Origin of the sequence: Streptomyces catenulae (assembly GCF_000718015.1) — a bacterium.
In the GTDB taxonomy this organism is placed as follows: Bacteria; Actinomycetota; Actinomycetes; order Streptomycetales; family Streptomycetaceae; genus Streptomyces; species Streptomyces catenulae.
The window spans coordinates 79,391-90,881 of sequence record NZ_JODY01000013.1; the positions used below are offsets into that span (position 1 = coordinate 79,391).

General features: G+C 72.4%; 8 protein-coding genes. 3 read left to right on the top strand and 5 right to left on the bottom strand.

Annotation, left to right across the window (positions count from 1 at the left end):
• The first annotated feature begins 227 nt into the window (after positions 1–227).
• Positions 228–1,307, top strand: a complete 1,080-nt coding sequence (gene rarD / locus IF23_RS0114320) for an EamA family transporter RarD (RefSeq protein ID WP_245654980.1) — start codon at positions 228–230, stop codon at positions 1,305–1,307.
• A gap of 52 nt (positions 1,308–1,359) precedes the next feature.
• Here the strand turns inward: rarD and IF23_RS0114325 are convergent, their stop codons facing one another.
• Together IF23_RS0114325 and IF23_RS0114330 are read right to left on the bottom strand one after the other, a co-directional pair.
• Entirely contained in the window at positions 1,360–2,613 is a 1,254-nt protein-coding gene (locus IF23_RS0114325) for a LolA family protein (protein WP_030283537.1), read from the bottom strand.
• 278 nt (positions 2,614–2,891) lie between these two features.
• On the bottom strand, positions 2,892–3,905 hold the full coding sequence (locus IF23_RS0114330; RefSeq protein WP_030283539.1) for a polyprenyl synthetase family protein: 1,014 nt from the start codon (positions 3,903–3,905) through the stop codon (positions 2,892–2,894).
• 464 nt (positions 3,906–4,369) lie between these two features.
• Here IF23_RS0114330 and fahA point away from each other — a divergent pair, with 464 nt between their 5' ends.
• Positions 4,370–5,572: a fumarylacetoacetase gene (fahA, locus tag IF23_RS0114335; protein WP_030283541.1), complete on the top strand. Its 1,203-nt coding sequence runs from the start codon at positions 4,370–4,372 to the stop codon at positions 5,570–5,572.
• 138 nt (positions 5,573–5,710) lie between these two features.
• Entirely contained in the window at positions 5,711–6,190 is a 480-nt protein-coding gene (locus tag IF23_RS0114340; protein ID WP_030283542.1) for a hypothetical protein, read from the top strand.
• A 79-nt stretch (positions 6,191–6,269) separates the two neighbouring features.
• On the opposite strand, the gene nuoN is transcribed toward IF23_RS0114340, so the two are convergent.
• From nuoN to nuoL, 3 genes are read right to left on the bottom strand one after another with little or no spacing between them, the layout of a single operon-like run.
• Positions 6,270–7,913 (bottom strand): NADH-quinone oxidoreductase subunit NuoN, encoded by a 1,644-nt coding sequence (nuoN, locus tag IF23_RS0114345; RefSeq protein WP_425423839.1) that lies wholly within the window; start codon positions 7,911–7,913, stop codon positions 6,270–6,272.
• Positions 7,914–7,918: 5 nt separating this feature from the next.
• Entirely contained in the window at positions 7,919–9,589 is a 1,671-nt protein-coding gene (locus IF23_RS0114350; RefSeq protein ID WP_030283544.1) for an NADH-quinone oxidoreductase subunit M, read from the bottom strand.
• 3 nt (positions 9,590–9,592) lie between these two features.
• Positions 9,593–11,485 carry an NADH-quinone oxidoreductase subunit L gene (gene nuoL, locus IF23_RS0114355; protein WP_030283546.1) on the bottom strand — a complete coding sequence of 631 codons (1,893 nt, stop codon included), beginning with the start codon at positions 11,483–11,485 and terminating at the stop codon, positions 9,593–9,595.
• Between the last annotated feature and the right edge of the window lie 6 nt (positions 11,486–11,491).

An 11,491-nucleotide genomic window follows, 5' to 3' on the forward strand; every position in this document is an offset into this window, starting at 1 on the left:
GTTCCGAGGCCGTGACCTGGGCTTTCGGCGGTGCCGGGCGGTGGGTCGCGGCGCCGCCCGGCGGTCATGACCGTATTCCGATACGCACATGACAGGCGGGCGGCGCGGCGCTACCGTCGCAGGGTGGCGCCGCACGTCCGGGGGCGGCCGAGCAGCCTCGGGAGGGTCCTTTGGAGTCCGGGAACACGCAGCGCGCAGGGCTCGCGTACGGTCTCGCCGCGTACGGCATGTGGGGGCTGCTGCCGCTCTACTGGCATCTGCTGGACGCCGCCTCGCCCGCCGAGATCCTGGCGCACCGCATGGCGTGGTCGCTGCCGGTCGCCGCGCTCATCCTGCTGGCGCTGCGCCGCTGGTCGTGGGTGCGCCCGCTGCTGCGGCAGCCGCGCCGGTTGGCGCTGGTCGCGGCGTGTGCGGCGGTCATCTCCGTGAACTGGTTCCTGTACATCTGGGCGGTGAACGCCGGGCACGTCCTGGAGGCGTCGCTCGGATACTTCATCAATCCGCTGGTCAGCATCGCCTTCGGGGTGCTGGTGCTGCGGGAGCGGCTGCGGCCGTTGCAGTGGACGGCGGTGGGCGTGGGCGCCCTCGCGGTGCTGGTGATGGCCGTCGCCTACGGCCGGGTGCCGTGGATCTCGCTGGTGCTGGCCTTCTCGTTCGCCACGTACGGGCTGCTGAAGAAGGGCATCAAGCTCGACGGCGTGGACGGGTTCGCGGCGGAGACGGCGATGCAGTTCATACCGGCGGTCGGCTTCCTGGTCTTCCTCGGTGTCCGCGGCGACTCGGCGTTCGTGAACGACGGCATCGGCACGGCGCTGCTGCTCGCCGGGTGCGGGGTGGCGACGGCGGTGCCGCTGATCTGCTTCGGCGCCGCGGCGGTCCGGCTGCCGCTGACGACGGTCGGGATGCTGCAGTATCTGGCGCCGACGTTCCAGTTCGCGCTGGGTCTGCTGGTCTTCCACGAGTCGATGCCGCCGGAGCGGTGGGCCGGTTTCGCGCTGGTGTGGCTGGCGCTGGCCCTGCTGACCTGGGACGCGCTACGGACCGCCCGCACCGCGCGGGCGGCGGTGGCGGCCGCCGGACGGCGCGCCGGAGCCGCGGTCGCGGCGGGCGCGGCGGGCGCGGCGGGCGCGGCAGGCGCGGCAGGCGCGGCAGGCGCGGCAGGCGCGGCAGGCGCGGCAGGCGCGGCGGGAACGGCAGGCGCGGCGGGAACGGCAGGCGCGGCAGGCGCGGCCACGGTGGCCGCGGACGGCCCCGCCGGGGAGGCCGGGGCCCCGCTTCCGGCGGCTGCGGACGAGCCCTCGGCCTGAGCCCGTACCGCCCCGGGGGCGCGCCGTGCCGCGCGTCCCCGGGGCCGTGGGACTACTTGGCGGCCGTGTTCGCCGTCTTCACGAGGGTCTGCCGGTCGACGGCGCCGACGTAGACGGTGCCGTCGTCGGTCATCAGGGCGTTGACCAGGCGGGTGCTGAAGACATGGCCGGAGCCGAAGTCGCCGTGGACCTGCTCGCCGAGGCTGTCGAGGAAGGCCGCCGCGCCGCCCTTGCCGGTCGGCAGGGAGCCGCCGCCCTTGAGCACCGCGACACCCGTCCAGCCCTTGCCCAGCACCGTGACACCGTGCGGGCCGGTGGCGTTCCGCGGGCCCTTGCCGCCGTGGAACTCCTTGAAGCCTTCGAAGCCCGGGGAGCCGTGGCCCTTGCCCGGGGTCGGCCGCGTACCGTCGACGATCTTCGCGCCGCCGGGTGGAGCGAACGACGAGGCGGCCGGGCGGGCGAAGTCGACGGTGGTGAAGCCCGCGTCGACGACCGCGGCGCCGCCGCTCCGGGGCAGCAGGGAGAACTTCAGCGGCACGCCCTTGGCGGCGTCCACCGCGATCCGGACCGAGCCGACCGTCGATCCGGACTGCTTGGGCGTCAGCACCAGCTGGTACGCGTCCCGCCCGGCGACCTTCTCGGTGCCGCCGACGGTGACGGAGGTGGTGTCCCCCGCGGCCTTCAGCGCCTGCCGGGCCAGCTCCTGCGGGGTGGCACCGGCGAGATCGCGCGGCAGCCCCGCACCGGGCCGCTGGGTGTGCGCCGCGCCCTTGGGCCGCTCGGAGCGGACGGCGGTGTTGCTGCCGCCGTCGTACGCCCAGCTGCGGTCGCCGTCGTGGATCAGGCTGTACTCGGCACGGCCGTCGACGAAGGTGACGCGCTGCCGGTCGGGGCCGTCGGCCGCGACGCGCAGGGTGTGGGAGCCGGACGCCAGCTCCATCAGCTTGTTCCGCGGCGCCTGCGGGGAGCCGTCGCCCTCGCCGGAGCCGCCCGCGCCGAGGCCCGGCAGCGCGCCGCCCGCGCCCGGCAGCGACGGCAGGCCCAGGTCCGTGGTGACACGGACGGTGCCGGACAGCTGCTGGGTGTCGGACCCGGCCATCTTGGCGAGGAGCTGCTGCGCCGTGATCTTCGGCAGGTCGGGTGAGCCGGATCCGGCGAACGCCGGGACCAGCCCGACCGTCGCCGCGACCACCGCCGCCACCGCGACGGGAGCCCCGTACCGGACGGCCTTGCGGCGCTTCACCGGGACGTCCCCCTCCGGGACCGGGCGGCCCGCGGTGGCGTCTGTCGGTTCGTTCCGTGGCATGTGCCTACCTCCGGTCATGAGCGGCGGGCCCGCGCTGCGCACCGGTCCCCCGGGCCCCTTCGTGGCCGTACCGCCGCGTTGTGGTGATCTCATCCCACCAAAACGACCGGAACGCCGCGTCAACCCACGGAGCCAACCCGTCCTCCTGCTGGGGTATGACATCCGGTCAGCGCACGGCGGCACGCCTCCACCGGGAGGGTGACACGACCCCTGAGACCGGGGCAACGGGAGGCGGACCGTCCGGTCCCCGGGGACCGGACGCGGCACGCCGCCCCGGGTCAGCCGGCCCGGTGCACCACGGCGTCGCAGAGGCTCTCCAGCGCCGTCTTCGCCGTGCAGTCCGGCAGCGGCGCCAGCACGGCGCGGGCCTCCTGCGCGTGGCGGACGGTGTCCCGGCGGGCCTGCTCCAGGGCGGGGTGGGCGCGGAGCCCGGCGAGCGCCTCGGCGTGCCGGGCGTCGTCGGTGAGGTCACCGGCGAGCAGCTCGCACAGGGCGCGGTCCTCGGCGGTGCCGGACGGGCCCTCGGCACGGGCCCGCAGATGCAGCACCGGCAGGGTGGCGACGCCCTCCCGCAGGTCGGTGCCGGGCGTCTTGCCGGACTCGTGGGAATCGCTGGCGATGTCGAGCACGTCGTCGGCGAGCTGGAAGGCGGTGCCCAGCCGCTCGCCGTACTGGGTGAGGATGCCGACGGTGTTCTCGTCGGCGCCGGACATCATCGCGCCGAACCGGCAGGCCACGGCGACCAGCGAACCGGTCTTCCCGGCGAGGACGTCCAGGTAGTGGTCGACCGGGTCGCGCCCGTCGCGCGGCCCCGCGGTCTCCAGGATCTGGCCGGTCACCAGCCGCTCGAACGCCTCGGCCTGGATACGGACCGCGTCGGGCCCGAGGTCGGCGAGCATGTGCGAGGCGCGGGCGAAGAGGAAGTCGCCGGTCAGGACGGCGAGGGAGTTGCCCCAGCGGGCGTTGGCGCTGGCCACACCGCGGCGCACGTCCGCCTCGTCCATCACGTCGTCGTGGTACAGCGTCGCCAGATGCGTCAGCTCCACGACGACGGCCGAGGGCACGACACCGGGGGCGTAGGGATCGCCGAACTGTGCGGCGAGGGTGACGAGCAGCGGCCGGAACCGCTTGCCGCCCGCGCGGACGAGATGCTGTGCGGACTCGGTGATGAACGGCACGTCGCTTTTGGTGGCCTCCAGCAGGCCCTCCTCGACAGCCGCCAACCCGGCCTGGACATCGGCCTCAAGAGCCTGGTCCCGCACGCTCAGCCCGAAGGGCCCGACGACGGTCACGAGGGGTACTCCTGTCTGCTGACGATCAAACGGAATGTCGATCTGTCGCTGTCTCCACCGCCCGCCAGCGTATCCGGTCCCAGTTCGATCACCGTGAGCGCCCGCCCCCCGAACCCCATCGGCAGCCGACCAGCCCTGTGCCCGGTATGTTCCAGGACCCCTTTTTCCCCTGTATGGCATGAATCGGACGGGGTGCGGACCACGACGGGACGGGAACCGGGGCGCCCCGGGACCCGCGCGCCCGGGACGGCTCCGCCTCCGCGCGGGCGGCGCGGGCGCGCGACCCCGTCCACCCGGCGCCCGCTCCCCTTCCCCCACCTGAGCAGGCACCCGAGGAGTTGTCCACAGGGCCCACGGCGACCGCGGGACGGGCCGTAGTCTGCTGATCGACCCCACGGCCACCGGCCGGGCGGGCGGGGCCACCACGCCGCGCCCGCCGGTGACGACGAACGCGAGGAGCTGTCATGTCCGAGCAGAGCCCGTTCGACCTCCCCGAAGGCGATCCCTTCGGCCCGCACACCCTGCCCTACGGCGTGTTCAGCACCGCCGCGGAGCCCGCGGTGCGCCGCCTCGGCGTCCGCCACGGCCGGTACGTCCTCGATCTGAGCGCACTGCCCGAGCCGCTGCGCCCCGCCCACGCCGAGGTGCTCGCCGCCCCGACCCTCAACCCCCTGCTGGCCGCCGGACGACCGGTGTGGACGGAGGTCCGGGCCGCCGTCCGCGCCGCGCTGACCGACCCCGCGCACCGCCCCGCCGTCACCCCGCTGCTGCACCCCCTGGACGACGTCACCCTCCACCTGCCCTTCGACGTCGCCGACTACGTCGACTTCTACGCCAGCGAGCACCACGCCACCAACGTCGGCAAGATCTTCCGCCCGAACGACGCCGCCCTCCCGCCGAACTGGAAGCATCTGCCGATCGGCTACCACGGCCGCGCCGGGACGGTCGTCGTCTCGGGCACCCCCGTCGTCCGCCCCAACGGCCAGCGCAAGGCCCCCACCGACGCCGCGCCGACGTTCGGCCCCTCCCGCCGTCTCGACATAGAGGCCGAGGTCGGCTTCGTCGTCGGCACCCCCTCCACGCTCCACGAGCCGGTCGCCCTGGAGTCCTTCCGCGACCACGTCTTCGGCGTCTGCCTGGTCAACGACTGGTCCGCCCGCGACATCCAGGCATGGGAGTACGTCCCGCTCGGCCCGTTCCTCGGCAAGTCCTTCGCCACCTCCGTCTCCGCGTGGATCACCCCGCTCGACGCCTTCGACGACGCCCGCACCGCCCCGCCCGCCCGCGACTTCCCGCTGCTGCCCTACCTCGACGACACGGCGGCCGAGCCCGGCGGCATCGATCTGCGCATCGAGGTGCAGATCAACGGCGAGACGGTCTCCCGGCCCCCGTTCGCCTCGATGTACTGGACGGCCGCCCAGCAGCTGACCCATATGACCGTCAACGGCGCCTCGCTGCGCACCGGCGACCTCTACGCCTCCGGTACGGTCTCCGGCCCCGGGCGGGACCAACTCGGCTGCCTCCTCGAACTCACCGAGGGCAAGGGCCCGTTCCTCCAGGACGGCGACGAGGTCACCCTGACCGCCTGGGCCCCCGGCCCAGGCGGCGCCCGCATCGGACTGGGCGAGGTCACCGGCCGCGTCCTCCCCGCACCGGCGGCGCCCTGACCCGCAGGTCCCGGGCCCCGCGGACGAGGACGGCGAGGGGAGCGGCGGCGGTGGCGGGCGCACGATCGTCACCTCGCCTCCACACCCCTCCTGCTAGCCTCACGGCTCCCCAACTCACCACCGAACGAGGAGACGTAGGTGCGTAAGGCAGCGCAGATCGCCGGAGCGGCCGCCCTCGCCGCGATGCTGCTCAGCGGCTGCGGCAGCAGCGGCAGCTCCGAGGACGAACCGGCCGGAGGGGCGTCCGCGCCGTCGGCCCCCGACGCGGGCGGCAAGCCCGCCGAGGGCGCGGCGGTGGAGGGCGCCTGGGAGACCGAGGAGGGCGGCGAGCCGCTCATCCTGGTGTTCAAGAACGGCACCGCCGCCCTCAGCCGCGGCCACAAGGCCGGTTGCCTGGGCAAGGTCCAGCAGATGGGCGGCATGTCGATGGTGGCGCTGAAGTGCACCGACGGCGACACCAGCCGCACCATGGGCACCCTCAAGCCCGGCACGGACGGCAAGAGCCTGACCGTCAGCTGGAAGGGCGGCCCGACGGAGAAGTACCAGCGCTCCGCGGACGGCAAGGTGAAGATCCCCGACCTGCCGGAGCTGCCCAGCGGCGCCCCGAACGGCACCTGAGCCCGGTCCGTACGACGGCCGCCGCCCGGCCCCTGCGGAAGGGACCGGGCGGCGGCCGGGTACGAGCGGATCCGGCGGGTCAGCGGACGAAGGTGCCCGCCTGCCCCGCGAGATCCAGGAAGTACTGCGGTGCCAGACCGAGCACCAGCGTGACGACCACGCCGAGGGCGATGGCGGTCGTGGTGAGCGGGCTGGGCACCGCGACCGACGGGCCGTCCGCCTTCGGCTCGTTGAAGAACATCAGCACGATCACGCGGATGTAGAAGAACGCCGCGATGGCCGACGACAGCACACCGATGACGACGAGCCAACCGGCACCGCTCTGCGCCGCCGCCTTGAAGACGGCGAACTTCCCGGCGAAGCCGGAGGTCAGCGGAATACCGGCGAAGGCCAGCAGGAACACCGCGAAGACCGCCGCGACCAGCGGTGAACGGCGCCCGAGCCCCGCCCACTTGGACAGCTGCGTCGCCTCTCCCCCGGCGTCGCGGACCAGCGTGACGACGGCGAACGCGCCGAGCGTCACGAAGGAGTACGCGGCGAGGTAGAAGAGGACCGACGAGATGCCGTCCTGGGTGGTCGCGAGGACACCGGCCAGGATGAACCCGGCGTGGGCGATGGAGGAGTACGCCAGCAGCCGCTTGATGTCGGTCTGGGTGATGGCGACGATCGCGCCGCCCAGCATCGTGACGATCGCGACGCCCCACATCACCGGCCGCCAGTCCCACCGCATCCCGGGCAGGACCACGTACAGCAGCCGCAGCAGCGCACCGAAGGCGGCGACCTTGGTGGCGGCGGCCATGAAGCCGGTGACCGGGGTCGGGGCGCCCTGGTAGACATCCGGCGTCCACATGTGGAAGGGGACGGCGCCGACCTTGAAGAGCAGCCCCATCAGGACGAGCGCACCGCCGATGAGCAGCAGCGCGTCATTGCCCATCGTGCCCGCGAGGGCCGGGTCGATCTGCTTGGTGCCGTCCGCGATGACCTCGGCGATACCCGCGTAGGTGACGGTACCGGCGTAGCCGTAGAGCAGCGCGATGCCGAAGAGGAGGAACGCCGAGGAGAACGCGCCGAGCAGGAAGTACTTGAGGGCGGCTTCCTGGGAGAGCAGGCGCTGGCGGCGGGCGAGGGCGCAGAGGATGTAGAGCGGGAGGGAGAAGACCTCCAGCGCGACGAAGAGAGTCAGCAGGTCGTTGGCGGCGGGGAAGATCAGCATGCCGCCGACGGCGAACAGCAGGATCGGGAAGACCTCGGAGGTGGTGAACCCCGCCTTGACCGCCGCCTGCTCGGCCGCGCCACCGGGGACGGCGGCCGCCTGCGCGGCGAACGAGTCGACGCGTTTGCCGTGGCTCGCCGGGTCGAGACGGCGCTCGGCGAAGGTGAAGACCGCGACCAGGGAGACCAGCAGGATGGTGCCCTGGAGGAAGAGCGCGGGGCCGTCCACGGCGAGCGCGCCCATCGCCGCGAGGTGCGCCTTGGTGGTGGCGAAGCCGCCCGCGGCGAGGCCGACGACCGCGGCGAACCCGGCGGCCAGCGCCAGGACGGCGAGCAGCAGTTGGACGGTGTGGCGGTGGCGACGGGGCAGGAACGCCTCGACGAGGACGCCGATGATCGCGGCGCCGAAAACGATCAGCGTCGGGGAGAGCTGGGCGTACTCGATGTGCGGGGCCGGGATCCGCCCGGGCGCCTCGGCCGCCGTTGTCCACAGGGTGTGGATGTCTGTCACGGGGTTCACTTCGCGGCCTCCGCATCGTGGTGGTGCGCGGGGTGACCGGCCCGGTGGTGCCCGGGCACCGCGTCCACCCGCACCTCGGGCTTGGGGTCCTGCTTGTCCACGACGGAGAGGGTGTGGTCGACCGCGGGGTTGACGAGGTCGGTCAGCGGCTTGGGGTACACGCCGAGGAAGAGCAGCAGGGCGATCAGCGGACCGACGACGACCAGCTCCCGCACGCGCAGATCCGGGAGGGCGCGGACCTCGTCGTCCTTGGGCGGGCCCGTCATCGTCCGTTGGTAGAGGACGAGGACGTAGAGCGCGGCGAGGACGATGCCGACGGTGGCGATGATGCCGATGACCGGATAGCGGCTGAACGTGCCGACGAGGACGAGGAATTCGCTGACGAACGGGGCGAGCCCCGGCAGCGACAGGGTGGCCAGACCGCCGACGAGGAAGGTACCGGCGAGCAGCGGCGCGGCCTTCTGCACCCCGCCGTAGTCGGCGATGAGCCGGGAGCCGCGGCGGCTGATGAGGAACCCGGCGACCAGCATCAACGCGGCGGTGGAGATGCCGTGGTTGACCATGTAGAGGGTGGCGCCGCCCTGGCCCTGGGAGGTCATGGCGAAGATGCCCAGGATGATGAAGCCGAAGTGGGAGATCGAGGCGTACGCGATCAGACGCTTGATGTCCCGCTGGGCGACCGCGAGCAGCGCGCCGTAGAGGATGCTGATCAGCGCCAGGACCAGGATGACCGGGGTGGCCCAGCTGCTGGCCTGGGGGAAGAGCTGGAGGCAGAAGCGGAGCATCGCGAAGGTGCCGACCTTGTCGACCACCGCGGTGATCAGCACCGCGACGGGTGACGTCGACTCGCCCATGGCGCCCGGCAGCCAGGTGTGCAGCGGCCACAGCGGCGCCTTCACCGCGAAGGCGAAGAAGAAGCCGAGGAAGAGCAGGCGTTCGGTGCCGGTGCCGAGGGTGAGATGGCCGGAGGCCCGCGCCTGGACGATCTGCTGGAGCGAGAAGGTGCCGGTGCCGAGCTGATCGGCGGTGACGGCGTAGAGACCGATGACCGCGGCGAGCATGATGAGGCCACCGGCGAGGTTGTAGAGCAGGAACTTCACCGCGGCGCTCGCCCGCCGGGCCGCCGCCTCGCCCTCGTCGGCGCCGCTCGCGCCGTCGCCGAAGCCGCCGATGAGGAAGTACATCGGGATGAGCATGGCTTCGAAGAAGAGGTAGAAGAGGAAGACGTCGGTGGCCTCGAAGGAGAGGATCACCATCGCCTCGACGGCGAGGATCAGCGCGAAGAAGCCCTGGGTGGGACGCCAGCGGCGGTTGGGCCGGGCCTCCTCCAGGGTGTCCGCGTCGTGCCAGCCCGCGAGGATGACGAACGGGATGAGCAGCGCCGTCAGGGCGATCAGGGCGACCGCGATGCCGTCCACGCCGAGTTCGTAGCGGACGCCGAAGTCGGCGATCCAGGCGTGGGACTCGGTGAGTTGGAACGGTCCCTTGGCGCCGGGGTCGAAGCGGAACGCGATGACCAGGGCCAGCGCGAAGGTGGCGACGGAGAAGAGCAGCGCGACCCATTTGGCGGCGGTGCGCCGGGCCGCTGGGAGCGCGGCGGTGGCGACGGCGCCGACCGCCGGGAGCGCGGCGGCGCAGGTCAGCAGGGGGAACGAGAGATCTGCCACGGGTCAGACACCCCTCATCAGCAGGGTCACGGCGACGAGGACGGCGGCCCCGCCGACCATTTGGGCGGCGTAGGAACGGACGAAGCCGTTCTGCAACCGGCGCAGGAGTCCGGAGAGTCCGCCCATGGTGACGGCCGTGCCGGTGACGGCGCCGTCGACGAGGGTGTGGTCGAGGCGGACGAGGGTGTCGGTCAGATGGGTGCCGCCGCGGACCAGGACGACGTGGTTGAAGTCGTCCTGGAGGAGGTCGCGGCGGGCGGCGCGGGTGAGCACCGAGCCGCGGGGCGCGGTGGCCGGTACGGGCCTGCGGCCGTACATCAGCCAGGCGGTGGCGACACCGATGAGGAGGACGACGACGGTGGCGGCGGTGGTGACCGTCGCGCCGAACGGCGGGTGGCCGTGGGCGAGGGAGGTGACCGGCTCCAGCCAGTGGACGAAGGCTTCGTTGATGCTGAACAGGCCACCGGCGAAGACCGATCCGAAGGCGAGGACGATCATCGGGATGGTCATCGTCTTCGGGGATTCGTGCGGATGGACCTCGTCCGGATCCCAGCGCTTCTCGCCGAAGAAGGTCATCAGCATCACGCGGGTCATGTAGAACGCGGTGATCGCGGCGCCGAGGAGGGCCGCGCCGCCGAGGATCAGGCCCTCGGTGCCGCCCTTGGCGAACGCCGCCTCGATGATCTTGTCCTTGGAGAAGAAGCCGGAGAGGCCGGGGAAGCCGATGATGGCGAGATAGCCGAGGCCGAAGGTGATGAAGGTGACCGGCATGTGCTTGCGCAGTCCGCCGTACCGCCTCATGTCGACCTCGTCGTTCATCCCGTGCATCACCGAACCGGCGCCGAGGAAGAGCCCCGCCTTGAAGAAGCCGTGGGTGACGAGGTGCATGATCGCGAAGGCGTAGCCGATCGGGCCGAGCCCGGCGGCCATGATCATGTAGCCGATCTGCGACATCGTGGACCCGGCGAGGGCCTTCTTGATGTCGTCCTTGGCGCAACCGACGATCGCACCGAAGAGGAGCGTGACGGCACCGACCGCGACGACCGCCGTCTGGGCCGCGGGCGCGGCGTCGAAGAGCGCCCCGGAGCGGGTGATGAGGTAGACGCCCGCGGTGACCATGGTCGCGGCGTGGATGAGGGCGGAGACCGGGGTCGGGCCCTCCATCGCGTCCCCGAGCCAGGACTGCAGCGGCACCTGGGCGGACTTGCCGCAGGCGGCCAGCAGCAGCATCAGCGCGATGGCGGTGACCTTGCCCTCGCCCGCGGAGCCCGCCGTGCCCGCGGCGTCGAGGACCGGGGCGAACGCGAAGGTGCCGAAGGTGGTGAACAGCAGCATGATCGCGATGGAGAGGCCGACGTCACCGACGCGGTTGACGAGGAACGCCTTCTTCGCGGCGGTGGCGGCGCTGGGCTTGTGCTGCCAGAAGCCGATGAGCAGGTACGACGCGAGGCCGACGCCCTCCCAGCCGACGTAGAGCAGCAGGTAGTTGTCGGCGAGGACGAGCAGCAGCATCGCCGCGAGGAAGAGGTTGAGATAACCGAAGAAGCGGCGGCGCCGTTCGTCGTGCGCCATGTAGCCGACCGAATAAAGGTGGATCAGCGAACCGACCCCGGTGATCAGCAGGACGAAGGTCATCGACAACTGGTCGAGCTGGAAGGCGATGTCGGCGTGGAAGCCGCCGACCGGGATCCAGGTGAACAGGTGCTGGTGCAGGGCGCGGTCATCGGTGGCCCGGCCGAGCATGTCGGTGAAGAGGACGGCGGCGACGGCGAAGGAGGCGACCGCGAGGAGCGTGCCGATCCAGTGGCCGGTGCGGTCGAGGCGTTTCCCGCCGCACAGCAGCAGGGCCGCACCGACCAGCGGTGCCGCGATGAGCAGCGCGATCAAGTTCTCCACTTTGTG

Coding starts and splice junctions, on each gene's coding strand:
- rarD (WP_245654980.1), top strand. CDS start 228: ATGTGGGGGCTGCTGCCGCTCTACTGGCATCTGCTGGACGCCGCCTCG.
- IF23_RS0114325 (WP_030283537.1), bottom strand. CDS start 2,613: ATGCCACGGAACGAACCGACAGACGCCACCGCGGGCCGCCCGGTCCCG.
- fahA (WP_030283541.1), top strand. CDS start 4,370: ATGTCCGAGCAGAGCCCGTTCGACCTCCCCGAAGGCGATCCCTTCGGC.